This is a genomic window from Kitasatospora sp. NPDC003701, assembly GCF_053587085.1.
The window spans coordinates 1-25,010 of sequence record NZ_JBSFNM010000039.1 but is presented as its reverse complement, the minus strand read 5'-3'; the positions used below and the strand labels follow the sequence as shown (position 1 = coordinate 25,010).

The 25,010-nt window shown below is 74.0% G+C and carries 17 protein-coding genes, 3 tRNA genes and 1 pseudogene; 11 read left to right on the top strand and 10 right to left on the bottom strand.

From position 1 onward, the window contains the following. Nucleotides 1–2 precede the first annotated feature (2 nt). Nucleotides 3–76 (bottom strand) — tRNA-Lys (locus ACWDRR_RS29475). A 146-nt stretch (nt 77–222) separates the two neighbouring features. Here ACWDRR_RS29475 and ACWDRR_RS29470 point away from each other — a divergent pair. Together ACWDRR_RS29470 and ACWDRR_RS29465 are read left to right on the top strand one after the other, a co-directional pair. Further along, nucleotides 223–1,107 (top strand): DUF998 domain-containing protein, encoded by an 885-nt coding sequence (locus tag ACWDRR_RS29470; protein ID WP_449775278.1) that lies wholly within the window; start codon nt 223–225, stop codon nt 1,105–1,107. A gap of 53 nt (nt 1,108–1,160) precedes the next feature. Beyond that, nucleotides 1,161–2,006, top strand: coding sequence for an alpha/beta fold hydrolase (locus ACWDRR_RS29465; RefSeq protein WP_449775277.1), 846 nt, complete (start codon nt 1,161–1,163; stop codon nt 2,004–2,006). Nucleotides 2,007–2,088: 82 nt separating this feature from the next. On the opposite strand, the gene ACWDRR_RS29460 is transcribed toward ACWDRR_RS29465, so the two are convergent. The 5 genes from ACWDRR_RS29460 to ACWDRR_RS29440 all read right to left on the bottom strand — a co-directional run bounded on the left by ACWDRR_RS29460 (nt 2,089) and on the right by ACWDRR_RS29440 (nt 7,394). Further along, nucleotides 2,089–2,742 carry a GOLPH3/VPS74 family protein gene (locus tag ACWDRR_RS29460; protein ID WP_449775276.1) on the bottom strand — a complete coding sequence of 218 codons (654 nt, stop codon included), beginning with the start codon at nt 2,740–2,742 and terminating at the stop codon, nt 2,089–2,091. 121 nt (nt 2,743–2,863) lie between these two features. Next, nucleotides 2,864–2,937 (bottom strand) — tRNA-Lys (locus tag ACWDRR_RS29455). Between the two features lie 170 nt (nt 2,938–3,107). Further along, complete coding sequence (locus ACWDRR_RS29450) at nt 3,108–5,273, bottom strand: ABC transporter ATP-binding protein (protein WP_449775275.1); 2,166 nt, start codon at nt 5,271–5,273, stop codon at nt 3,108–3,110. Then, entirely contained in the window at nt 5,270–6,157 is an 888-nt protein-coding gene (locus tag ACWDRR_RS29445; RefSeq protein WP_449775325.1) for an ABC transporter permease, read from the bottom strand. Before ACWDRR_RS29445 ends, ACWDRR_RS29450 begins: the two co-directional genes overlap by 4 nt. Before the next feature lie 256 nt (nt 6,158–6,413). Next, complete coding sequence (locus tag ACWDRR_RS29440) at nt 6,414–7,394, bottom strand: ABC transporter permease (RefSeq protein WP_449775274.1); 981 nt, start codon at nt 7,392–7,394, stop codon at nt 6,414–6,416. Nucleotides 7,395–7,712: 318 nt separating this feature from the next. On the opposite strand from ACWDRR_RS29440, the gene ACWDRR_RS29435 reads away from it, so the two are divergent. After that, nucleotides 7,713–9,419: an ABC transporter family substrate-binding protein gene (locus tag ACWDRR_RS29435; protein WP_449775273.1), complete on the top strand. Its 1,707-nt coding sequence runs from the start codon at nt 7,713–7,715 to the stop codon at nt 9,417–9,419. A 650-nt stretch (nt 9,420–10,069) separates the two neighbouring features. Further along, the gene (locus ACWDRR_RS29430) at nt 10,070–11,284 is read left to right on the top strand and encodes a low temperature requirement protein A (RefSeq protein ID WP_449775272.1); all 1,215 of its coding nucleotides are present in this window, start codon (nt 10,070–10,072) and stop codon (nt 11,282–11,284) included. Nucleotides 11,285–11,373: 89 nt separating this feature from the next. On the opposite strand, the pseudogene ACWDRR_RS29425 reads toward ACWDRR_RS29430, so the two are convergent. Then, nucleotides 11,374–12,321: pseudogene (locus tag ACWDRR_RS29425) on the bottom strand (LysR family transcriptional regulator); the annotation flags it as partial. 232 nt (nt 12,322–12,553) lie between these two features. Between ACWDRR_RS29425 and snpA (ACWDRR_RS29420) the strand changes: the two are divergent. The 4 genes from snpA (ACWDRR_RS29420) (at nt 12,554) to ACWDRR_RS29405 (ending at nt 17,060) form a co-directional block, all read left to right on the top strand. Continuing rightward, nucleotides 12,554–13,201 carry a snapalysin gene (gene snpA, locus ACWDRR_RS29420; protein ID WP_449775271.1) on the top strand — a complete coding sequence of 216 codons (648 nt, stop codon included), beginning with the start codon at nt 12,554–12,556 and terminating at the stop codon, nt 13,199–13,201. Between the two features lie 188 nt (nt 13,202–13,389). Further along, nucleotides 13,390–14,016: a snapalysin gene (snpA, locus tag ACWDRR_RS29415; protein WP_449775270.1), complete on the top strand. Its 627-nt coding sequence runs from the start codon at nt 13,390–13,392 to the stop codon at nt 14,014–14,016. 122 nt (nt 14,017–14,138) lie between these two features. Then, nucleotides 14,139–14,795 carry a pentapeptide repeat-containing protein gene (locus ACWDRR_RS29410; protein WP_449775269.1) on the top strand — a complete coding sequence of 219 codons (657 nt, stop codon included), beginning with the start codon at nt 14,139–14,141 and terminating at the stop codon, nt 14,793–14,795. A 192-nt stretch (nt 14,796–14,987) separates the two neighbouring features. Further along, complete coding sequence (locus ACWDRR_RS29405) at nt 14,988–17,060, top strand: phosphocholine-specific phospholipase C (RefSeq protein WP_449775268.1); 2,073 nt, start codon at nt 14,988–14,990, stop codon at nt 17,058–17,060. A gap of 54 nt (nt 17,061–17,114) precedes the next feature. Here ACWDRR_RS29405 and ACWDRR_RS29400 read toward each other — a convergent pair whose 3' ends face one another. After that, complete coding sequence (locus ACWDRR_RS29400) at nt 17,115–17,954, bottom strand: phosphoribosyl-dephospho-CoA transferase MdcG domain-containing protein (protein ID WP_449775267.1); 840 nt, start codon at nt 17,952–17,954, stop codon at nt 17,115–17,117. 220 nt (nt 17,955–18,174) lie between these two features. Here ACWDRR_RS29400 and ACWDRR_RS29395 point away from each other — a divergent pair, with 220 nt between their 5' ends. After that, nucleotides 18,175–18,441, top strand: a complete 267-nt coding sequence (locus tag ACWDRR_RS29395; RefSeq protein ID WP_449775266.1) for a hypothetical protein — start codon at nt 18,175–18,177, stop codon at nt 18,439–18,441. Nucleotides 18,442–18,544: 103 nt separating this feature from the next. On the opposite strand, the gene ACWDRR_RS29390 is transcribed toward ACWDRR_RS29395, so the two are convergent. Further along, nucleotides 18,545–21,871 carry a S41 family peptidase gene (locus tag ACWDRR_RS29390; protein WP_449775265.1) on the bottom strand — a complete coding sequence of 1,109 codons (3,327 nt, stop codon included), beginning with the start codon at nt 21,869–21,871 and terminating at the stop codon, nt 18,545–18,547. Between the two features lie 211 nt (nt 21,872–22,082). On the opposite strand from ACWDRR_RS29390, the gene ACWDRR_RS29385 reads away from it, so the two are divergent. Next, entirely contained in the window at nt 22,083–23,765 is a 1,683-nt protein-coding gene (locus tag ACWDRR_RS29385; protein ID WP_449775264.1) for a chitinase, read from the top strand. Nucleotides 23,766–23,896: 131 nt separating this feature from the next. Next, the gene (gene hemC / locus ACWDRR_RS29380; protein ID WP_449775263.1) at nt 23,897–24,832 is read left to right on the top strand and encodes a hydroxymethylbilane synthase; all 936 of its coding nucleotides are present in this window, start codon (nt 23,897–23,899) and stop codon (nt 24,830–24,832) included. A gap of 96 nt (nt 24,833–24,928) precedes the next feature. Here the strand turns inward: hemC and ACWDRR_RS29375 are convergent. Continuing rightward, nucleotides 24,929–25,002, bottom strand: a tRNA-Lys gene (locus ACWDRR_RS29375). Nucleotides 25,003–25,010: the final 8 nt, after the last annotated feature.

Sequence of the window (25,010 nt, the reverse complement as noted above, 5' to 3'; positions counted from 1 at the left end):
TGTGCGCCGCCAGGGACTCGAACCCCGGACCCGCTGATTAAGAGTCAGCTGCTCTAACCAACTGAGCTAGCGGCGCCTGCTGACCTGGAAAACAATACACGGTCCGGACGGGTGCCTCGCACCACCGGGGGCGGAGGCGCTCTTCCGGAGCCCGCCCGACCCTGTCCCGATGCCCGTTTCCGCCCGGTTGGGGCGGAGTTTCCCCCCGGTTAGGGTGGGAACGTGCCCAGCTCCCTCCCCGGCCGCCGCACGGCACGGCTCGCCGTCGCCGTCCTGCTGCTGCTCAGCGCGGTGGCGTACACGGCCTGGGTGCTGGAGGTGGTGCTGAGCACCGGCCTGGACCCGGTCCAGGCGTACATCAGCGAACTCGCCGCCGAGGACCAGCCGCTGGGCGGCCTGTTCCGGGCCACCGACCTGGTCGCCGGCCTCGCCGTCCTCGCGGCGGCCGGCACGGCACTGCTCACCGGCTCGTACGGCACCCCCGACCGTGCCGCTCCGGACCCTGCCGCCCCGGACGGCGTCGCCTCCAGCCGCATCGCTCCCGACCGCATCGCCACCGGCCGTCGAGGCACCGCCCGCCGGCCGGCCGCCCGGGGAGCCCTCGGCCGCCACCCCTGGGCGGTGGCCGGCTGGGCGGCGCTCGCCCTGTTCGGGGCCGCGACCGCGGCCGACTCCCGACTGCCGCTGAGCTGCGCGCCGACCAGTGACGAGATGTGCGCCGCCCGCGAGACGGCGGGTCTGGTGCCGGCCACCCACACCGCACACGCGGTGACCAGCAGCCTCGCCATGCTTGGCGCGCTCGGCGGACTGATCGCGCTCACCGTCGCCGCCCGCCGCTACGGCTGGTGGCCGCCCGTCCGCCGGTACGGGCCGTGGCTGCTGGCCGGTGAGCTGCTGGCCACCGGCTGGAGCCTGGCCGCGATCGCCGCGTTCGAGGCCGGCCGCGGCACCTGGTCGCTCGGTGCGGGGCAGCGGCTCCAGGTCCTCCTGGTCGCGCTCTGGCTGGCGGTGCTGGCCGCGAGCCTCGCCCGGAGCGGTGCTCCGACGGCGACCGGGGGTGTACCGGGGCGCGCCCGGACCGGAGCCACGGGGGCGGAACCGCGATGACAGGGCCGGGTGCGGCAGCAACGGGACCAGGGCCGGGAGCGCACGGCGCGGCGATGTTCCTGCGGATCAACGGGACGCCCCTGCATGTGCGCACCGAGGGGAGCGGTCCGGTCTGCCTGCTCACCGGAGGGCTCGGCAGCAGCTGGTTCGACTGGGACCTCGTCGTCCCCTTCCTCGCCCCCTACCGCACGGTGGTCCGCTTCGACCGGCCCGGATACGGGCTGAGCGCGCCCGAACCGGCCACCCGGCCGGTCCCGACGGCGGCGGGCGAGGCGGCCCGCATCCGGGGTGTGCTGGACGCGCTCGGACTGCGGGCGCCGTGCACGGTGGCGGGCCACTCGCTGGCGGGGTTCCACGTCGAGGCCTTCGCCCGGTTGCACCCCGGCCGGGCGGCCGGGCTGGTCCTGCTGGACGGCAGCGTCGAGCCGAACCCGCGGCCGCTGCCGGCTCCCGGGCTGCGGGACCTGGTGGCCCGCGCGGTCGCGGGCGCGGCCACGGCCGTCGCGGTGCCGTACCTGCTCGGGCCCACCGTGCGCCGGGCGGTCGCCAGGGCGTCGACGGTTCGCCGCGAGGACCTCGCCCCGGAGCCGCTGGCCCGGCACTGCTACCGGACCGGGCGGGCCCTGCGCGCACTGCTCCGGGAGAACACCCAGTACCTGGACATGGCCGCCGAACTGGACGACCTGCGCCGCACCGCACCGCTGCCGACCGGCCTCCCGGTCACCGTGCTCGCCGCCGACGACGGCTGCCGCAGCAGCCGTACCCGGGACTGGCTGGCCGGCCAGCGGGGCCTCGCCGCGCTGCTCGGCGGTGACTTCCGCAGTACGGCCCCGGCCGGGCACCTGCTGATGTTCGACCGCCCGGACGCGGTGGCCTCGGCGATCCTGGACACCCGCTGAGACCCGCCGACATCCACCGAGACCCACCGAGACCCACCGACATCCACCGACACCCGAGCCGTCTCCGGCGTCCGGCCGCCCCTCAGGCGCTGTTCGCCGCCGAGTCCGCCGAGCGCGCCCGCCGGACCGCCCGGGCGATCGGCAGCTCGGTGACCAGTCGCCGCACGGCGCGCCGGGTCGGAGCGCCGTGCGCGCCGGGGTAGAGCCGACGGTGCAGGCCCGCCGCTCCCAGCAGGCCCGCCAGTTGCCGGTCCCGCTCGGCGGCCGGCGAGCGGTCGCCCCTCCGGGCGAGCGTGTCGGCGACCCGGGCGGCGATCTCCTGCCCGATGACAGGGCGGGTCGCCGTGCAGCGCCGGTACGGCAGGCCGAGGAAGCGGCGCGTCTCGACGGTGATCACGCCGTCGGCGGCCAGCCGGTCGAGGGACAGCCGCAGGGCGGGCTTGCGCGGGATCCGACGGATGGCCGCGTCGAGCCCGAACCGGTGCTTGCGCTTGCCCGCCTTCTCCAGCCGGGCGAGCACCTCGGCCGCGATCTCGTCATGCGTGCCCAGCGGCCGGAACCCGGTGATCCACCGGCCCTCGACGGTGATCGCCCCGCTGACCAGCAGCTCGGCCATGACGCCGCCGGGGATCGCCTGGTGGAGAGCGGAGTACGGGATCCGCAGGCGCCCGCGCACCGGTTCGGCGCAGAGCAGGAGCAGCTCCTCCGGTATCGGGCGGACGGTGATCGGAGCCATGCGCGGGTACCCCCGGTGATCGCGAGACGGGCAGCCACGGAGATCCGCCCACCGGGAAGGTACCCACCCCGGAAACGCCTCAGGCCGCCCACCGGAGTGGACGGCCTGAGACCTTGCCATGTGCGCCGCCAGGGACTCGAACCCCGGACCCGCTGATTAAGAGTCAGCTGCTCTAACCAACTGAGCTAGCGGCGCCTGCTGACCCGGAAGACATTACACGGAGTCGGGCCGATCTGCCGAATCGGCACGATCCGGACACTCTCAGTGACGACCGACGGCGGGCAGCAGACGACCGACGACCGACGGCAGGCGGCCAGGCGCCCAGGCGACCGACGGCGGGCAGCCCGACGCTGCCCGCGCTCCCCCTACTCCGGGAAGTGGCAGGCCGCCTGGTGGTCCGGGCCCGGCGCGGGGCCGGTCAGCGGCGGGGCCTCGGTCTCGCAGCGGGTGCGCGAACCGGCGTCGAGCCCGGCGTAGACGGGGCAGCGGGTGCGGAACGGGCAGCCGCTGCGCCGTGCGGTGGGGGAGGGCGGGTCGCCGGCCAGCAGGATGCGGCTGCGGGCCCGCTCGGCCGCCGGGTCCGGGAGCGGGACGGCGGAGAGCAGCGCGCGCGTGTACGGGTGCCGGGGGCGGTCGAAGACGGCGGAGACCTCGCCCTGCTCGACGGTCCGCCCGAGGTACATCACGCTGACCCGGTCGGCGAGGTGCCGGATCACCGACAGGTCGTGCGAGACGAAGAGATAGGAGAGACCGAGCTCGGCCTTGAGCGACTGGAGCAGGTTGAGCACACCGGCCTGGATCGAGACGTCCAGCGCGGAGACCGGTTCGTCGAGCACCAGCAGCTTCGGCCGGACGGCCAGCGCGCGGGCGATCGAGATCCGCTGGCGCTGCCCGCCGGAGAACTGGTGCGGGTAGCGGACGGCGTGCGCGGGGTCGAGGCCGACCTGTCGCAGCAGTTCGGGCACCCGGTGGGCGATGTCCGCGCGGTCGGCACCCTGGGCCCGCAGCGGTTCGGCGACGATGTCACCGATCGGCATCCGGGGGTCGAGGCTGGCCATCGGGTCCTGGAAGACGATCTGCAGCTGGGAGCGCATCCGGTGGGCGGCGGCCCGGGAGAGCCCGGCGGTGTCCTGCCCGAGCAGCTCGATCCGGCCGGATTCCGGCCTGGCGAGCCGCAGCAGTTCGAACAGGGTCGTGGACTTCCCGGAGCCGGACTCGCCGACCAGGCCGAGCGTCTCGCCCTGCCGGATGTCCAGCTCGACCCCGTCCACCGCGTAGACCTCGCCGATCCGGCGCTTGAAGACGGTGCCCTTGAGCAGCGGGAACGTCTTGGTGAGGCCGGTGACGGAGAGCACCGTCGGGCGCTCCGAGCGCGGTCCGGGCACGGTGGCCGGCGCCGGGGGCACCGGCGGCACGGGGTACACGTCGGCGGGCGCGGGCCGGCGCTCGGCCAGCTCGTCGGCCCGTACGCAGGCGGCCAGGTGCCCCTCCGCGTGACCCTCGCCCGCGCCAGAACCGCCGGCACCGGAACCGCCGACGCCAGAACCGCCGGCGCCGGAACCGCCGAGCCCGCCGGAATCGCCGAGCCCGCCGAGCCCGCCGAGCCCCGGCTCCGCCGTCCGGCAGCGCTCCTCGACCAGCGGGCAGCGCGCCGCGAACGGGCACCCGGTCGGCAGCTCGGCCATCGGCGCGGGCGCGCCGGGGATCGGCACCAGCGGCCCGCCCCGGCCGTCCAGCCTCGGCACCGCACCGATCAGCCCCAGCGTGTAGGGGTGCCGGGGCGCGGCGAACAGTTCGTCCACACCGGCCGTCTCGACCACCCGGCCCGCGTACATCACGGCGACCCGGTCGGCCATTCCGGCGATCACCCCGAGGTCGTGGCTGACCAGGACGAGCGCGGCGCCGGTCTCCCGCTGGGCGGTGCGCAGGACGTCGAGCACCTGCGCCTGGATGGTGACGTCCAGGGCGGTGGTGGGCTCGTCGGCGAGCAGGATGTCGGGGTCGTTGGCGATGGCCATGGCGATCATCGCGCGCTGGCGCATGCCGCCGGAGAACTCGTGCGGGAAGCTGTCCAGCGCGCGTTCGGGCGCGGGGATGCCGACCAGGTCGAGCAGTTCGGCGGCCCGCTTGCGTGCGGACGGCTTGTCGAGGCGCTGATGGATGCGCAGTGCCTCGACGATCTGGTCGCCGATCCGGTAGACGGGGGTGAAGGCGGAGAGCGGGTCCTGGAAGACCATGGCGACCCGCCGGCCGCGGATGGCGGCGAGCTCGCGGCCGGGCAGGCCGACCAGCTCCTTGCCGTCCAGGGCGACCGAGCCCTGGACCCGGGCGGTGCCGGGCAGCAGCCCGAGCACGGCCAGCGCGGTGACGGACTTGCCCGAGCCGGACTCGCCGACGATGCCCAGGGTCTCGCCGCGCCGCAGGCTGAGGTCGACGCCACGGACGGCGGGGACGGTGGCGCCGCGTGGTCCGGCGAAGTCGACCCGCAGGTCGCGGACGGCCAGCAGCGGGGTCTCGACGGTGGTGGTCACTTTCTTCCGCGCTTCCTACGAGTCCTACGAGGGGTACGGGCCGCCTCGGCGGTGGGGTCGAGGGCGTCGCGCAGCCCGTCCCCGATCAGGTTGACGGCCAGGACGAAGAGCACCAGCAGCCCGGCCGCGAAGTAGAACAGCCAGGGGAAGACCGGGGCGTCGCTGGTTCCGGCGGCGAGCAGGGTGCCGAGCGAGACGTCGGGGGCCTTCACGCCGAAGCCGAAGTAGGAGAGCGCGGTCTCGCTCATCACGGCGCCGCCGACGGCGATGGTGGCGTCGATGATGAGGAAGGAGGCGACGTTCGGCAGGATGTGCCGGGTGATGATCCGCAGCGGCCGGACGCCCATGAACTGTGCGGCGCGGACGAATTCGCGTTCGCGCAGCGAGATGGTCATCGAGCGGACCACCCTCGCGGTGATCATCCAGTTGAAGAGCGCGAGCAGCAGCACGAAGGCGAGCCAGCCGGTGCCCTTCAGCCGGGGCGAGATGATGGTGATGATCAGGAAGCTGGGGAAGACCAGCATCAGGTCGACCAGGAACATCAGCACCCGGTCGGTCCAGCCGCCGAAGTACCCGGCGCAGGCGCCGACCAGGGAGGCCAGCACGGTCGAGAAGAGTGCGACCAGGAGGCCGATCACCAGCGACTTCTGCAGGCCGCGGACGGTCTGCGCGAAGACGTCCTGGCCGACCCCGTTGGTGCCGAACCAGTGGGTGCCGGACGGGGGTTGGCGCAGGGCGGTGTAGTCGGGGGTGGCGTAGTCCCAGGGGGTGAGGTACTGGCCGCCGAAGGCGAGCGCGAAGAGCAGCAGGACGACGACGGTGCCGGCCACCGCCCAGCGGGCGGCGAGCAGCCGGGCGAGGACGAGCCGGCCGCGGCCGGCCACCTCGGGAGCGCGGACGGGCACCGGGGCGACGCCGGGTGCGGCCGCGACGGCGGGCACGTCGAGCGCGTCCGGGCCCACCGGGACGGCGGACAGGGCGGACACCGCAGGCACGGCAGCGGCACCGGACCCGGCAGGGGCGGCAGGGTCGGCAGCGGCGGAAGGGGCGACAGCGGCGGCGGAGTTCGAGGACCCGGAGGGCTCCGCCGGCTCGGCGGGTTCGGTGGCGACGGCGGTCATGGCAGCGGCTCTCCTCCGGTCAGGACCGCACACGCGGGTCGAGGGCGGCGTGCAGGGTGTCGGCGAGGAAGCCGGAGGCGAGCACCACCACCGCGGCGAACAGGTTGACGGCGACGACCGAGTTGACGTCCTGTTCGTTGATGGACTGGATGAACCACTCGCCCATCCCGTGCCAGCCGAAGATGGTCTCGGTGAAGGCGGCGCCGGTGAAAATGCCCAGGAAGCTGTAGGCGAACATCGTCGACATCGGGATCACCGCCGTCCGCAGCCCGTGCTTGACCAGGGCGCGGCCGCGGGTGAGGCCCTTGGCCTCGGCGGTGCGCAGGTAGTCGGAGCCGAGCACGTCGAGCATGGTGCCGCGCTGGTAGCGGCTGTAGGTGGCGAGGCCGCCGAGCGCCAGCGAGAGGGTGGGCAGCAGCAGGTGCAGTGCCCAGTCGCCGAGGTGGGCGCCGATCCCGCCGGTCAGTCCGGGGGTCTCGTAGCCGGTGAACGGGATCACCTCGTGGCCGGCGACGTCCTTGGCGGCGATGGCGCCGTTCTTGAGGAAGAGGGCGACCAGGAAGACCGGGGTGGAGAGCAGGACGAACGAGAAGACGGTGAGCAGCCGGTCGGATATCCGGTACTGGCGCACCGCGCTCCAGGCGCCGGCGGCGACCCCGAGGGCCATCCCGAGCAGGCTGCCGATCAGCAGCAGGCGCAGCGAGACCCAGATCCGCCGGCGGAAGTCGTCCAGCACCGGGGTGTCGTGGATGGTGCGGCCGAGGTCGCCGTGGAGCAGGTCACCGGTCCAGCGGCCGAACCGTTCGACGACGGGGGTGCGGTCGTTCAGGTTGAGGTCGGTGAGCTGGCGTTCGACCGAGGCGGCGGCCGGTCGCGGCACCTTGGCCTCGAAGTAGGCGCGCGGCTGGAGGGCGGCGGCGGACAGCGCGTACGCCAGGAACACGGCGGCTACCAGCAGCACCGCGTAGTAGCTGAGCCGCTTCGCCAGGTAGCGGAGCATCAACGGCCGCCCGGGGTGGGGGCGGGGCCGACGCGTCGGGTGGGCATCGGTGGGTGGCCTTCGGTCGGTGGCCCTGGTCGGGCCGGTGAGGGAATGTGCAGGTCAAGAGTGTTGCACCGGCGCGCGGCCGGGGTGTTGCGGCAGTGTTGCCGCCTGTTTCGTTTGGATCAGGTGTGAACTCCGCCCCCTGGTACTCCAACTGATCGGCTGTTACGTTCGGTCGGCCGGCACCGACTTGGCTGCCCACGCTCAAGCTTCGCCACACCTCGCGACGCTCAACCCTCACCAACCTGTCGGATTTCACCGGGGGGAACCCTCATGGACGCTTCCACCACGCCCGTACGCCGGCTCGGCCGGGTCGCCGCGCTCGCGCTCGCCGTCACGCTCGCGGCCACCGCGTGCAGCTCGGGCGGCAGCGGCTCGGCCGACAACGTGGTCAAGAGCGAGCCGCCGAGACAGGGCGCGATCGACATCAACGCCAAGTCGCCGGACCAGCTGCGCGACGGCGGGGAGGTCCGGTTCCCGCTCTACCAGTGGATCACCCAGTGGAACCCGCTCCAGGTGGACGGCCGCTACGGGGACGCGGTCGAGATCATGCGCGCCCTGGAGCCGGAGCTCTTCACCACGGACGAGACCGGCACCTTCAAGCCGGTCACCGACTACCTGCTGGAGGCCAAGGTCACCTCGACCTCCCCGCAGGTGGTCACCTACAAGCTCAACCCGAAGGCCAAGTGGTCGGACGGCAAGCCGCTCGGCTACCTGGACTTCAAGGCCGACTGGGAAGCCTCCAACGGCAAGAAGGACGGCTACAACATCGCCGACTCCTCGGGCTACGAGCTGATCTCCGGGGTCGAGCAGGGCGCGGACCCGAGCGAGGTCAAGGTGACCTTCTCGGAGCCGTACGCGGACTGGCAGAACCTGTTCCGCCCGCTGATCCCGGCGGCCGGGATCGGTAGCGCGGACGACTTCAACAAGGGCTGGGTCGAGAAGATCCCGATCACCGCGGGCGCGCTGAAGATCGGAACGGCGGACAAGACCGCGCAGACCATCACGCTGGTTCCGGACCCGGCCTGGTGGGGCGCGAAGCCCAAGGCGGAGAAGATCACCTTCCGGGTGATGTCCCAGTCGGCGACCACCCAGGCGTTCCTGAACAACGAGATCGACTTCGCCACGGCGGGCACCGCCACCGCGTACGGGCAGCTCAAGGACGCCAAGGACGCGGTGATCCGGACGGCCAGCCCGTGGGACGAGGTGCACATCTCGTTCGGCGGCGGCGGCCCGCTGGTGGACCAGAAGGTGCGCCAGGCGCTCGGCAAGGCGCTGGACCGCACCTCGCTGATCAAGATCGCCAACAACGGCGTGCCGGTGGAGTTCAAGCCGCTGGGCAACCACATCTTCATGCCCAACCAGGCCGGCTACCAGGACAACTCGGGCGAGTGGGCCAAGTTCGACCTGGCCGCCGCCAAGAAGGCGCTGGACGAGGCGGGCTGGAAGGAGGCCGGCGCCGGACAGCCGCGCACCAAGGACGGCCAGTCGCTGACCCTGCACTGGGTGCTCAACGACGCCACCCCGCAGGCCCAGCTCGACCTCGCCACCGCCGCCCAGGCGATGTGGCTGGCGGCCGGCGTCAAGGTCGAGCTCGACAAGGTCCCGAGCAACGACTTCTTCACCAAGTACGTCAACCCGGGCAAGTTCGACGTCGCCAGCTGGCGCAACACCGACTCGTTCCCGCTCTCCAGCAGCCTCGGCAACTTCCGGCTGCCGCAGGGCGACAACGTCTTCGGCAACTTCTCCAAGCTCGGGACGCCCGAGATCGACGCGCTGCTCAAGAAGGCGGCCGGCACGATCGACCCGGTGGAGGCCGCGAAGCTTTACAACCAGGCGGACGCCAAGATCTGGGAGCTCGGCCACACCGTCGAGCTGTACCAGCGGCCGACCGTGGTCGCGAGCCGCAAGGGGCTGGCGAACTACGGCGCGTTCGGCCTGGCGGGCGTCGACTACGCCACGGTGGGCTGGGAGAAGTAGCCGCCACCGCGGCGGTGGTGGCGCCGGCGGTGCGGCGGGCGTCGACGGCACGGCAGGCGCTGGCGAGCAGCGCGGTGATCACGAGGCCGGTGGCGCGGACACGGGGGGAACGGCTCTGCCGCCCCCGCTGTCCTGCCACCGGCCTTGACCTTCCGCGATGCCCGCAGGCCGCCCGTGTCGTGGGGTCCGTCCGGATCCACGCGCCTCCAACCGGGGAAGAATCTAGCGGGGCGATCCGGGTGGTCGGGCCCTCCGGCGCGGGCGCGCCGCAAACCCGTCGCGCTGTCACCCGGTTCGCGCACCGGGGCGTCAACTCTCGCTGACGGCAAGGCAAATCGGACGAAAGCGACATGCGGCCGCGACACGCGGACGCCGCGCGCGGCCGGGGCCGCCGGGACCGCCGGGACCGCCGGCCGGGATCGCCCGCCGGCCCTGCCCGCCGGGATCGCTCAGCGGCACCGCCCGCCGCGACCCGCCCGCCGTGACCCGCCCGCCGCGACCCGCCGCCGCGACGCGGTGGATCGCCGGCGGCCCGGCCGTCGCCCACCTGCCGTAGGGCGGCCGCGCCGGTGCGTGCGCCCGGCCCGGGGCGCTGCCAGGATGCGGCGGTACAGCGCAGCCCGCCCGTCCCGGAGCCCGGAGACCCGCTCATGACCAGCGAATCCGCCGCAGCACCCCGCCCGCACCACGTCGACCCGCGTCCGGTGCGCCGGATGGTCCCGCGCAGCCGGGACGAGCCGCACCGGGTCGCCACCCCGCTGGAGCTCTTCTTCGACCTCTGTTTCGTGGTCGCGGTCGGCCAGGCGGGCCGGGAGCTCGCCCACGACCTGGCGGCGGGGCACTACGGGGACGGCCTGACCGGGTACGTCTTCGCGTTCTTCGCGATCTGGTGGGCCTGGATGAACTTCACCTGGTTCGCCTCCGCGTACGACTGCGACGACGTCCCGTACCGGGTCACCACGCTGGTCCAGATCGCCGGTGTGCTGATCCTCGCGGCCGGCGTGCCCCGGATGTTCGCCGACCAGGACCTGGTGCTGTCGGTCGTCGGCTACGTGGTGATGCGCCTGGCGATGGTCACCCAGTGGCTGCGGGCGGCGGTCAGCGAGGAGGGCCCGGCCCGCGGGGTGGCGCTGCGCTACGCGGTCGGCATCACGCTCTGCCAGGTCGCCTGGGTGGTGGTGCTGTTCCTGCCGCACGACGTCCGGCCGTACGTGATCCCGCTCGGCATCCTGGCCGAGCTGTCCGTGCCGGTGATCGCCGAGCTGCGGATCCAGACCAGCTGGCACCCGCACCACATCGCGGAGCGGTACGGCCTGTTCACCCTGATCGTGCTCGGCGAGACGGTGGCGGCGGCGACCGTGGCGGTGCAGTCGGCGGTGGACGAGCACGAGGGGCTGGGCCGGCTGCTGCCGGTGGCCGCCGGCGGTCTGCTGATCTGCTTCTCGGCCTGGTGGATCTACTTCGCCCGGCCGGTCCACGACCACCTGCGCTCCAACCGGCAGGCCTTCGCCTGGGGCTACGGCCACTACGTGGTGTTCGGCTCCGCGGCGGCGATCGGCTCGGGGCTGGAGGTCGCGGTGGAGTCGGCGGTGCACAAGGCGCACGTCTCGGAGACGGTCGCCACCGCGACGGTGACCGTGCCCACCGCGGTCTACCTGTTCACCGTCTGGCTGCTGCACTCGCGGCACACCAAGAGCGGGGCGGCGCAGGCGCTGCTGCCCGTCGCCTCGGTGGCGGTGCTGGCGTGCACGGCGGCGGGCGGCTCCGGGGTCCTGGTGGCCGGCCTGGTGACCGCGGCCACGGTGGCGGCGGGCGTCGCGCTGCACGCCCGCGAGGGTGACGGCGCCGGCTCGCGCGAGGCCTGAGGCGCCGGCCACGGGAGCGGGAGCGGGGGCGCCGGCTCGCGCGGGGGCGGTGGTGCGGCGGAGGCCGGGGCGCGTCCGACCAGCTGCTGGAGCGCCTGGTCGTGCCGGGACAGCCAGGCGAGGTAGGTCGGACTGACCCGCGCCAGGTCCAGGTAGGCGGCCCGCAGCTCCCCGTAGAGCGCGTCCAGGGCCGGCGGGCCGATCGCGCGCGGCCGCCAGGCGAGCAGCAGCCGGACGGCCAGCGGATCGCCGTGCACCGGCCGGACGACCGTGCCGGGCCCGGGGGCGGAGGTCGGCTGGCAGGGGCGGACGGCCTCGCCGGAGGCGACCAGCTCGGCGGCGGTCGCGTTGTCGCGCACCTGCACCACGCGGGGGTTGAGCCCGGCCCCGGTGAACACCCGGCGCATCGCGGCGTACTCGTGGTCGGCCGTCGGGTCCACCATCCAGGTGTCCTCGGCGAGATCGGCCAGGTGGACCACCGGCCGGGCGGCGGCCGGGTGTCCTGCGGCGAGCGCGACGAACTGCGGCTCGCGGGCCATCAGGACGCGGAATTCGGCGTCCGGCGGGACCTTCAGCGGGAAGCCCTCGCTCTCGTGCACGAAGGCGACGTCCAACTGGTCGGCGGCGACCATCCGCAGCAGGGCGTTGGCGGAGATGTCGATGTGGATGGTGGTGTCCGTCTCCGGCAGCCGGTCGTGCAACCGGCGCAGCCAGGCCGCCACCGCCCGGCTGCCGACGCTGCCGATCCGCAGCCGCCGGGCGCGCTCGCTGCTGGCGGCCTCACGGGCCTCCTGGCGGGCGGCGGCGACCAGCGCGGCCATCTCGGAGATCACCGGCCGGGCCCGGGAGAGCACCGAGTGGCCGAGCGCGGTGGGCCGGCTGCCGGTCTGCTCGCGGGTGAACAGCGTGCCGCCGACGGCCCGTTCGATGCGGTGCAGCTGCGTGGTGAGGGAGGGCTGGGTCATGCCGAGCTGCAGCGCAGCCTTGCGGAGGCTGCCGCTGTCGGCAATCGCGCACAGCACCCGGAGGTGTCTCACGTCGAGCTCCACGTCGGGAGCATAACGGTCAATTCGGTGTGACGCCAGGGACATGACAGGTCGTCGGGTCGAGGCGGCCCCGGGCCCGGGGGTGATTGGTTCGTGCTATCGCCGGTTGACATCATCCGCCGCCCGGCCGCGCTGACCCAAGCTCTGGGGACAGCAAGCATTCATCCGATGCCCGCGGCCGGCCCCCACCGGTCGCGGCGCACCCGCGAATCGGAGCCCCCACATGAACCGCATTCCGCGGACGCTCTCCGCTGCCGTCGGCCTGGCGCTCGCCGCCGGCCTCGCCGCCCTGCCCGGCACCGCGACCGCGGCGCCCGCCACCGGCGCGGCCCAGCACTACACCGCCTCGGCGTCGGCGCACCCGGGCACCGGGAAGGCCGACAACCAGGCGTTCTACGAGGCGGTGATGAAGTCCGCGCTGGCGAAGCGCGCGGGCACGCCGTACCTCAAGGCCGTGGTGGTCACCTACGACGCGAGCAACGCGCCGTCCTTCGCCTCCGAGATAGCCCGGAGCGCCCAGATCTGGAACGGCTCGGTCAGCAACGTCCGCCTCCAGGCCGGTGCCAACGCCGACTTCTCCTACTACGAGGGCGACGACCCGAGCAACGGCTCCTACGCCAGCACCGACGGCCACGGCTCCGGCTACATCTTCCTCGACTACAGCCAGAACGAGCAGTACGACTCGACCCGGGTCACCGCGCACGAGACCGGTCACGTGCTCGGCCTGCCGGACCACTACTCGGGCCCGTGCAGCGAGCTGATGTCCGGCGGCGGCCCCGGCCCCTCCTGCACCAACCCGTACCCGAACAGCGCCGAGCGCAGCCGGGTCAACTCCCTCTGGCGCAACGGCCTGGCCGCCACCACGCGCTGATCGCGGCCCGGACTCCCACGCCCCGGCCGGTCGCCGGCCGCTCCCGTCGGGCCCACCCGGTGCCACCCCCTTGAACCGTTCCACCGCTTCACCGTTGCACCGTTGCACCGTTCATCAGTTCACCCGTTCACCCGTTCGCCGCGGCCCACCCCCAAGCGGCCCCGGCACCCGCGAACAGGAGCCCCCACATGAACCGCATCTCACGTACGCTCTCCGCCGCCGTCGGCCTGGTGCTCGCCGCCGGCCTGGCGGCCCTGCCCACCACGGCCGCCGCCGCGCCCGCCCCGGCGGTCCAGGGCTACACGGCCTCCGCCGCCTACGCCGGTTCGGCCGCCGAGGACGCGAACAACCAGGCCTTCTACGAGGCCGTGATGAAGTCCGCGCTGGCGAAGCAGGCGGCCACGCCGTACCTGAAGGCCGTCGTGGTCACCTACGACGCCAGCAGCGCGCCGACCTTCCGCAACCAGATAGCCCAGAGCGCCCAGATCTGGAACGGCTCGGTCGCCAACGTCCAGTTGCGCTCCGGCACCAACGCCGACTTCCGCTACTACGAGGGCAACGACTCGCGCGGCTCCTACGCCAGCACCAACGGGCACGGTCAGGGCTACATCTTCCTGGACTACGCCCAGAACCGTCAGTACAACTCCACCCGGGTCACCGCGCACGAGACCGGTCACGTGCTCGGCCTGCCGGACCACTACTCGGGCCCGTGCAGCGAGCTGATGTCCGGCGGCGGCCCGGGCACGTCCTGCACCAACCCGTACCCGAACAGCGCCGAGCGCAGCCGGGTCAACTCCCTCTGGCTCCGCGGCTGACCCCACACCGCCGCGCGGACCACTGACGGCCCGGCCGCTCACCCCGAGCGGCCGGGCCCTGTCGGTGCCACGTGCGAGCATGCGGGCGAGGACCAGTCCACCGACCCCGAGGTGCCACCGCCATGCCGCTCTCCGTCCCCGACCGCCTGGCCGACCTGCCGTACGCCCACCTGCTGAGCCCGCACACCGGCCCGCTGCGCAGCGACGAGCGCTACGACACCGTCCACTTCGACGGCGGCGAGTACACCGACCAGTCCGCCGGCGGAGCCACCTTCCTGGAGTGCGCGTTCACCGGTGTGGCGCTGAGCGGGGTCAAGCTCCGCCAGGCCCGTTTCAACGAGGTCTGGGCCCAGGCCGGCCGCTGGGTGGGCTGCGACCTCAGCGACACCGAGTGGCAGGACAGCGCCGTCACCGGCGGCGTGCTGGCCGGGGTGGCGGCGCACGGCTCGGCGCTGCGCCGTACGGTCTTCCGCGGCTGCAAGCTGGAGGCGGTCAACCTGCGCGCCGCCGTCCTGCGCGACGTCGTCTTCGAGGACTGCCTGCTGCGCGACGTGGACTTCGGCGACGCCAAGCTGACCGACGTCTCCTTCCCGGGCTCCACCCTGGAGGAGGTCCGTCTGCGCGGCGCCGGGCTGACCAGGGTGGATCTGCGCGGAGCCGTCCGGCTGGGCCTGCCCGACGGCCATCAGGGGCTCCGGGGCGCCGTCATCAGCTCTCCCCAACTCCTCGAACTCGCACCGCAGTTCGCCCACGCCCTGGGGATCACGGTGAAGGACTGAGCGCCACCGCCCCGCCGCCGTTCGCCGCCCCGTCGTTCAGACGGGCGTCGCTCGGTGACGGCGGGGCGAACAGTCCGCCAACCCTGTCCCGGACCTCTGGTGGGGGCGGTTCGGGCGGCGGGAGGATGCTGCGCGATTGATGGGCCCCAACTTGTGTGCACAACATCGCCAGTGAAGGGACGGGCTGGGCTGATGGCCGAGCTGAGTCGTAGGAAGTTCGTCGCGTTGTCCGGAGCCGCTGCGGCGGGCCTGGCCGTGGCCGGGACCACCGGTGCGGGGGCGGCGCCGGGCGCGCCCGCCGCGGCGCCGTCGGCGGCGCTGTCGCAGACCGGCACCATCGCGGACGCGCAGCACATCGTCATCCTGATGCAGGAGAACCGCAGCTTCGACCACTACTTCGGGATGCTGCGCGGCGTGCGCGGCTTCGCCGACCGCAGTGCGATCCAGATCGCCAACGGCTACAGCGTCTTCAACCAGCCCAACGGGCTCGGGCGGCAGTACCCGTGGCAGTTCAGCGCCACCAAGCCGGCCGGCGGCGCCGACCCCGAGCGCCTGGCGCAGTGCAACGGCGACCTCGCCCACGGCTGGTCCGACCAGCACCGGGCCTGGAACGGCGGCAAGATGGACTCCTGGGTCGCCGCCAAGGGCAACGTCCGCACGCTGGGGTACCTCACCCGCCAGGACATCCCGTTCCACTACGCGCTCGCCGAGAACTGGACCATCTGCGACGCCTACTTCTGTTCCGTGATCAGCGCCACCGGACCGAACCGCACCTACCACTGGTCCGGTCAGATCGACCCGGACGGCAAGGCGGGCGGCCCGGCGTACGACGGCGGCGACGAGAAGGGCCTGCGCTGGCAGACCTACGCGGAGGCGCTGGAGGACGCCGGCGTGAGCTGGAAGGTCTACCAGAACGCGGCCGACAACTACGGCGACAACGCCCTCGCCTACTTCACCAGGTTCAGCTCCGCCCCGGCCGGCAGCCCGCTCGCGGTCAAGGGCATGGGCTCCGTCCCCAAGGTGACCGGCCGGACCCCGGACGACATCGTCGCCGCGATCAAGGCCGACGCGCTGAACGGCACCCTTCCCCAGGTCTCCTGGATCGTCCCCGACCAGGGCTCCTCGGAGCACCCGTACTCCACCCCCCAGGACGGCGCGCACTTCGTCCACAACGTGATCGACGCGCTGGCCGCGAACCCGGACGTCTTCAACTCCACCGTCCTCTTCCTCAACTACGACGAGAACGACGGCTTCTTCGACCACGTCCCGCCGCCCGCCGCGCCGGCCGGCACCCCGGGCGAGTTCTACAGCGGGACCAACATCGGCCTCGGCTTCCGCGTCCCGATGATCGCCATCTCGCCCTGGACCCGCGGCGGCTGGGTCAACTCCGAGGTCTTCGACCACACCTCGGTGCTGCGCTTCCTGGAGAAGTGGACGGCCGCCATCGGCAAGCCGGCCACCTGCCCCAACATCACCGACTGGCGCCGCCGCGTCTGCGGCGACCTCACCGGCGCCTTCGACTTCGCCAACCCGGTCTACGGCCTGCCCGCCCTGCCCAACACCGACGCGGTGATCGGCATGTCGACCTGCGGCCCGCTGCCCAACCCGGCACCGGTCGACAACAAGCTGCCCGTGCAGGAGTCCGGCACCCGCCAGGCCCGCGCCCTGCCGTACCAGCCGAACGCCAACCTGGACCACCTGGAGTTCGGCTCCGCCGGTGCCATCAAGGTCTGGCTGAAGATGGCCAACGAGGGCGCGGTCGCCCAGAAGTCGGCCCACTTCGCGGCCTACGCCAACGCCTACCGCAGCGGCGGGCCCTGGCAGTACACCGTCGACCCGGGCGGCAACCAGAGCGACTTCTTCAACTGCGGCACCGGCTTCGGCGGCGGCCCGTACGACCTCTCCGTGGTCGGCCCCAACCGCTTCCTGCGCCGCTTCAAGGGCGACGCGACCAAGGCGGGCAAGAACGCGGCCGTCACCGCCTCGTACGCGGTCGAGCCGGGCACCGGGAAGCTCGCGCTCTACTTCAGGCTCGCCAACACCGGCACCACGGCGCTGACCTTCACCATCGCCTCGAACAACTACCGCACGGACGGCCCCTGGACGTACCAGGTGCCGGCCGGCGGCAGCGTGAGCGACTTCTTCAACGCCGTCGCCTACACCAACGGCTGGTACGACTTCACCGTCACGGTGGACGCCGACAGCTCGTGGTCGCAGCGGTTCACCGGCCACCTGGAGACCGGCGCGGCCAGCGTCAGCGGCTGACACCCCGGTCCCGGCGGCGCCGGGCCCGGTAACCCCGGCGCGGAGGCGCCGGGCTCAGTGGCCCCGGGGGAACCACGGATCGTGGACCTCCCGGGGCCCGTCCGGCGTCAGCAGGGTGAGTGTGAGCGGCCCGGCCGCGTACTCGGCGAGCAGCACCGCGCCGTGCCGGGTCTCCAGCTCCGCCTGCACCGGCACCGGCAGCCTGCTCAGCGCGCGCCGCAGCTGCAGCGCGTCCCGCCGGCTGACCGGCTGCGGTGCGCGCAGCACCAGCCGCAGCGGGCTGAGCGGCCCGGTCACCGGCACTCCCGCGCCCAGCTCGTAGCCGACCGCGCCGATCGGCCCCCAGACCAGCCGGTGGTCCGCCACCAGCTGCCCGGCCGTGCCCAGCGCGGCCAGCGCCGGGACCGCCGCCAACCGCGCCGGCGCCAGCAGTGCCCGCCGCTGCGCCACCTGCTCGGGCCGCAGGGTCCGGGCCACCGCCGCCCGCGGGGCCAGCGCGTCGAGCCGCTGTCCGCGCTCCGGGCCGCGCACCGTCACCGGCAGCCAGTGCTCCGGCGCGGCCGGAGCCTCCCGGGTGCAGCGCACCGCGGGCGGGGTGTCCGGCGGCGCGCCGGTCACCGCGGGCGCGCGGCCGACCGTCACCCAGGGGTGCGCCCGCAGCACCGACCTGGCCCAGTCGGGCAGTTCGCCGCCGCCGAGCGGTCGCAGCGAGCCGGGGCACTGCAGCAGCAGGAGGTCGTGCGGGCCGGGCAGCCGCCCGTCGAGCGCGGCCAGCGGCCCGACCCGTCGGCGCGGCCCGTCGTGGTGCTCCTCGGGCCCGGCCCGGCGGGCGGTCGGGTGCGGCTGGGCGTGCGGTTCCGGGTGGGCGTGCGGTTCCGAGTGGGCGACGGCCACAGCGGGCTCCAGGGGCGAGAGGCGGCGGATCGGCGGCGCTGCCGGGATCGGCTGACGGAACCCACCCTCCGCCCGCCGTACGGCGGCCGGCTACGGCCGTTGGATCCGCCCTCCCGGGACCAAAGGCCCGGGAGGGCGCCGGGCGGACCGCCAGCGGATGCGGGCGCCGGGTACCGGTGTGAGAGTGGGGGCAGCCCGGAAGTCGTCCGGAGGAGGAGTCATGGGCATCTTCGACAGGTTCCGCCACAAGGCGCCCGACGCCGGCGAGGAGGCCAGGTCCTCACTCGGCGGGAGCCACGAGCAGGACACCACCGCGATGACGGACGCCGCCCAGCGGGCCGCGCTCGCCCACGACGAGGCCGCCGACGCGTTCAGCGCCGAGGCCGAGCGGGCCCGGGAGACCCGGGAGACCACCGGCGTCACCGAGCGGGAGGCCGAGGAACGGGCCCGCGAGGACATGACGGCCGAGGGCGACCCCTGGGACTGAGCCCCGGGACCGACCGTCGCCACCACCGCACCCCGGAGGGACGCGCCCGAACGCCGGACGCGTCCCTCCGGCGCTCCCGGGCCGCCCGTTCCGGACCGCCCGTTCAGGGTCCGCGCGGCGGCAGCGGCGGCCGCCGCAGGTCCGGGCGCGGGGTGTCGTCCGGCGGCGGGACGGCGGCCGGTGCGTCCTCCAGCAGGTCCAGCGCCAGCTGGACCGCCGTGACCAGCTCGGGGTGCTGCCCCCGGGCCCAGTCCTGCGGGGTGCGCAGCACGTGCACGTCCGGTTCCACGCCGCGGTTCTCCACCGACCAGCCGAGCCCGCCGGTGAACCAGGAGGCGTTCTTCGGCACCGAGATCTGCGTCCCGTCGCCGAGCGTGTGCCGCCCGGTCATGCCGACCACCCCGCCCCAGGTGCGGTTGCCGACCACCGGGCCCAGCCGCAGCAGCTTGATCGCGGCGATGATGACGTCGCCGTCCGAGCTGGTCGCCTCGTCGGCCAGCGCCACGATCGGTCCGCGCGGTGCGTAGCGCGGCCACCGCACCGGCTGCCGCCCCCGGCTGAAGTCCCAGGCCAGCACCGGTCGGGTGAGCTTCTCCAGGACCAGCTCGGAGACGTTGCCGCCGGCGTTGCCGCGGACGTCCAGGACCAGCGCGGGCTTGTCCAGCTCCCGCCGGAGGTCCCGGTTGAACTGGGCCCAGCCGGAGCCGCCGAGATCCGGGATGTGCAGGTAGCCGCAGCGGCCGTCGCTGAACTCCCGGACCAGCGAGCGGCGCTTGGCCACCCAGTCCTGGTAGCGGATCGGCCGTTCGTCGGTCAGCGGGGTGACGGTGATCCGGCGGGTCGCGGCGTTCGGGCCCTCGCCGCTGCGCAGGGTCAGCTCGACGACGGTGCCGCCGGTGCCGGCCAGCAGCGGGGCCGGGCCGCGCACCCGGTCCACCGGGCGTCCGGCCACCGCCAGCAGCTCGTCGCCGTCCCGGACGCCCTGGGAGGCGAGCGGGGCGCGGGCGCGCGGGTCGGAGGACTCGCCGGGCAGGATGCGGTGGACCAGCCAGCGGCCGTCGGCGGCGCGGCGGGCGTTGGCGCCGAGCAGGCCGAGCGCCTGCTGGACCAGGGCCGGCCCCTCGCCGCGCCGGGACGGCGTGACGTACGCGTGCGAGGTGCCCAGCTCGCCGAGGAGCTCGCGGAGCAGGTCGGCGAAGTCGTCCGGGCCGGCGATCCGCTCCAGCAGCGGCTCGTACTGCGCGACCAGCGCGGGCCAGTCCAGGCCGGACATCCCGGCGTCCCAGAACTGGTCCCGGACGATCCGGGCCGCCTCGTGGTACGCCTGGCGCCACTCGGCGGCCGGGTGCACGGTGTGGGTGATCCGCCGCAGGTCCACCGTGCTGCCGGCGGACGGCGCGGTGACCGGGACGATCCGCAGGGTGCCGGCCGAGTAGACGGCGACCGAGCCGCCGTCGCCCGAGACGGCGTAGCCGTCCAGCTTGTCGGCCAGCGTGCTGCGGGTGCCCCGGGCCAGGTCGAAGTACTCCAGGGAGGGGCGTCCGGAGGTGTCGTCCGGATTGGTGAAGGTCTGCCCGAGGGTGCCGGAGATCGGCCAGCGCAGCCAGACCAGGCCGCCCCGCACGGAGTCGGTGGCCGAGTACTTGGAGGCGATCACCGGGAACTGCAGCAGCCGCTCGGCGATGCCCCGCGGGTCCACGTGCACGGTGCCGTCCCCGCCGCCGTTGCCGCGCGGGGCGCCGTCCTCGGCGGGGGCGGCGAACGGGGACGGGGTCTCGGCGGTGAGCGGGACGAGGTAGGGGCGGCAGCCGAGCGGGAAGGAGAGGTCGCCGGTGTGCACGTCGTGGACCGGGTCGAAGCCGCGCCAGGAGAGGAAGGCCAGGTAGCGGCCGTCCCGGGTGAACACCGGCTGCTCGTCCTCGAACCGGCCGTCGGTGATCTCGGTGATCGGCGCGGGCGCGTCGGTGCGGGTGAGCCGGATCCGGCGCAGTGAGCGGCCGGCCACCGGCTGGGACCAGGCGATCCAGTGCGAGTCGGGGGAGAAGCGGGCGCCGCTGACCGGGCCGTGGTCGGAGGCGGCGAGTTCGCGGACGGCGCCGTCGGCGGCGGCGACCAGCAGCAGCCGCCCGTCGGAGGCGGCGGCGGCCAGGTGGGCGCCGTCGGGGGAGGCGGTGAGCTCCAGGACGCGGCCGAGCCGGCCGGCGGCGAGCACCCGGTGGTGGTGCGCCCGGGCCGTTCGGTCCCCGGCGGCCTCGTCGGCGTCCGGCCCAAGCCCCTCGCCGCCGCCGTGAGCGCCGCCGCCGCCGTGAGCGCCGCCGTGAGCGCCGCCGTGGGCGTCGCCGCCGTGCGCGTCGTGGCCGGGCAGCGGGACGATCTCGACCGCGTCCTCCCCCTCGGCGTCGGTGATCCAGGCGGCCTCGCCGGTGTGCCCGAGCACCACCGGCAGCCGGGTGCGCACGCCGGGGGTGTCGGCGAGCGCCCGGGCCGGGCCGTCGCGGTGGGTGAGCCAGTACTGGCTGCCGCGCACGGTGATCACCCCGGCGCGGCCGGTGTGGTCGCAGGCGAGGTCCTTGACGTGGGAGGAGGCGCTCACCTGGTACGGCCGCCGGCCGGCCCGGGCGCCGCCGAGCGGGACGAGCAGCCGGTGCGGCGCCGGCGCGTCCAGGCTCTCCAGCACCCAGAGGTCGCCGGCGTGCTGGTAGACGATCCGGGTGCCGTCGGTGGCGGCCTCGCGGGCGTAGTAGGAGGCGTGGTCGGTGTGCCGGCGCAGGTCGGTGCCGTCGGGGCGGCAGGAGTAGAGGTTGCCGATGCCCTCGTGGTCGGAGAGGAAGGCGATCCGGTCGCCGACCGGCATGGGGGAGGCGAAGTGCCCCCGGTGGCCGCGCAGGATCTGCTCGCCGTCCACCCAGAGCCGGCCGGTGGCGCCGCCCCGGTAGCGCTTCCAGGCGGCGGGCTCGTGCGGCGCCGATCCGGTGAGCAGCACGGTGTGCGTCCGGCTCAGCTGGGCGTCGCCGACCGGTCCCCAGGGCATCCGGCGGCCGGGCGAGCCGTCCGGGGGCAGCGCGTGCGCCCAGGTGTAGTGGCCGAAGGGCTCGTGGTACGAGGTGACGGCGAGGAGTTCGCCGTCCGGCAGCCAGCCGCGCAGCCGGGTGTCCTGGCTGCCCCAGTAGCTGAGCCGGACGGCTTCGCCGCCCTCGACCGGCGCGGTCCAGATCTCGGGGGTCGGGCTCTGCCAGGCGGTCCAGGCCAGGGTGCGGCCGTCGGGGGATATCCGGGGGTGGCTGACCCGGGTGCGGTCGCAGCTGACCCGCCAGGCCCGGCCGGTGGTGCCGTCGGGGGAGAGCGGGGCGATCCAGACGTCGTCCTCGGCGGTGAACGCCAGCAGGCCCCCGCGCAGGTGGGGGTAGCGGAGGTAACCGGGTGACGTCACCTCTCCATGGTTCGACGGGGTGTCACGCCCGGCAACCGGACGCCTCGCCGGGAGGCGCCCGACCGGTCTGGACCATTGACACCGCACGGCCGGATCCACTTCAGTGGTCTAGTCCAACTAGGGTGCGCGGTCGGGCCGAACCCCCACTGGCACGTCCTTCGCCGTGCCCTCGGACGTCCCCCACGATTCGCGCCCCCGCAGGAGTCCCCGCATGCGCAGAACACCTGTAGCCGCACCCGTCACGCCCCGCCGCCGCCCCCGTACGCTGCTCGCCGCCGGTACCGCCTCGGCCGTCGCCGCGGCGACCCTGGTCGGCCTGACCCTGGGCCTGGCACCCGCCGCCTCGGCCGGCGAGTTCCTGGTCAACGGCGGTTTCGAGACCGGCGCCACCGGTCCCTGGAGCTGCTCCGCCGGCACCGGCAGCGTCGTCACCGGCCAGGCCCACAGCGGCAGTTACGCACTCGCCGCGGCCGCCTCGGCCGGCGACACGGCCCGCTGCGCCCAGACCGTCACGGTCGCCCCCAGCACCACCTACACGCTCAGCGCGTACCTCAAGGGCTCGTACGTCTACCTCGGCGTGGACGGCGGCACCAGCACCTGGACGCCGGGCACCGGCGGTGCCTACCAGAAGCTCAGCGTCAGCTTCACGACGGCCGCGAACCAGACCAGCGCCACCGTGTACACCCACGGCTGGTACGGCCAGGGCACCTACTACGCGGACGACGTCTCGCTGGACGGCCCGGGCGCGCCCAGCCCGACGGCCACGCCCACCGTCACGCCGACGGTGACGCCCACGGTCACCCCGACCGTCACTCCGACCGTGACCCCGACGGTGACCCCGACGGTGACGCCGACCGTCACGCCCACCGCCCCGGCCGGCGGCCACGCCCTGGTCGGGTACCTGCACGCCAGCTTCGCCAACGGCGCCGGCTACACTAGGGTCGCCGACATCCCGGACTCCTGGGACTTCATCAACCTCTCCTTCGGCGAGCCGACCTCCGTCACCTCCGGCGACATCCGGTTCAACCGCTGCCCGGTCACCGAGTGCCCCGGGGTGGAGTCCGACGCGGACTTCAAGGCCGCCATCGCCGCCAAGCGGGCCAAGGGCAAGAAGGTGCTGATCTCGATCGGCGGCCAGAACGGCCAGGTCCAGCTCACCACCACGGCCGCCCGCGACGCCTTCGTCAGCTCGGTCTCGGCGATCATCGACAAGTGGGGCCTGGACGGCCTCGACATCGACTTCGAGGGCCACTCGCTCTCGCTGAACACCGGTGACACCGACTTCAAGAACCCGACCAGCCCGGTCATCGTCAACCTGATCTCCGCCGTGAAGACGCTGAAGGCCAAGTACGGCCCGAACTTCGTCCTCACCATGGCCCCGGAGACCTTCTTCGTCCAGCTCGGCTACCAGTACTACGGGTCCGGCCCGTGGGGCGGCCAGGACCCGCGCGCCGGCGCCTACCTGCCGGTCATCCACGCCCTGCGCGACGACCTCACCCTGCTGCACGTCCAGGACTACAACTCCGGCTCCATCATGGGCCTGGACAACCAGTACCACTCGATGGGCGGCGCCGACTTCCACGTCGCCATGACCGACATGCTGCTCAAGGGCTTCCCGGTGGCGGGCAACACCAACAACGTGTTCCCGGCGCTGCCCGCCTCCAAGGTCGCCATCGGCATGCCGGCCACCACCAACGCGGGCAACGGCTACGTCGCCCCCGCCGAGGTCAACAAGGCTCTGGACTGCCTCACCAAGGCCACCAACTGCGGCAGCTACGTCCCCAAGGCCGGCGCCCAGCCCAACCTGCGCGGCCTGATGACCTGGTCGATCAACTGGGACCAGTTCGGCGGCCGGGAGTTCTCCAAGAACTTCGACGGCTACTTCCACCGCTGACCGATCCCCGCGGGGCGCCGGACGGGATCGCCCCCGTCCGGCGCCCCGCGCCGTTCGCCGGCCCCGGTGAACGGCGCGCTCGGCCGTCGCGCGTCACCGGGAGGGCGTCGGTGACGGCCTATCATCGGGCCATGTCCACTGCCGAGTTGATCAGAATCGTGTCCCGCTCCTCGCCGATGGCGCTCGCCCAGGTCGAGCGGGTCCGGGCCGAGCTCGCCGCGCTCCACCCGGGGCTGCGGACCGAGGTGGTCCCGGTGACCACCTCCGGAGACCGCTGGATGGGGGACCTCGCACAGCTCGGCGGCAAGGGCGCCTTCACCAAGGAGGTGGACGCGGCGCTGCTCGCGGGGGAGGCCGACCTCGCGGTGCACTGCCTCAAGGACGTGCCCGCCGACCGCCCGCTGCCGGCCGGCACGGTCTTCGCCGCCTACCTGCGACGCGACGACATCCGCGACGCGCTGGTCCACCCGGACGGCCTCACCCTCGACGAGCTGCCGCCCGGAGCGCGGATCGGGACCTCCTCGGTCCGCCGCCGCGCCCAGCTCGCCGCCTCCCACCCGCACCTGGTCTGCGTGCCGATGCGCGGCAACGCCAACAGCCGGCTCGCCAAGCTGGCGGCCGGGGAGGCGGACGCCCTGCTGCTCGCGGTCTCCGGGCTGGAGCGGATCGGGGAGGAGGGGCGGATCAGCGAGATCCTGCCGCCGGAGTCGATGTGCCCGCCGATCGGCGCCGGCATCCTCGCCCTCCAGTGCCGGGAGGAGGACGCCGCCACCATCGAGGCGGTGACCGGCCTGGGCGACCAGCCGACCTGGCGCGAGGCCGTCGCCGAGCGGATGTTCCTGCACGTCCTCCAGGGCCACTGCAACTCGCCGATCGCCGGCTACGCCAAGGCCGAGGAGGACGGCCGCCTCTCGCTGCGCGGGCGGGTCTTCTCCCCGGACGGCAAGCGGATCCTGGACGCCCACGAGTGGGCCGGCTCGCTCACCCCGGAGGACCTCGGCACCGCGACCGCCCTGGCCCTCAAGCGGCAGGGGGCGTCCGAGCTGATCGCGGCCATCCCGCACTGAGCGGACCGGGCCCCCGCCCCGGGGGCCTCCCCGCGCCGCCGGGCCCGGGAAACACCGAAGGCCCCCTGCTTTCGCAAGGGGCCTTCCGGCTGTCTGTGCGCCGCCAGGGACTCGAACCCCGGACCCGCTGATTAAGAGTCAGCTGCTCTAACCAACTGAGCTAGCGGCGCCTGCTGAC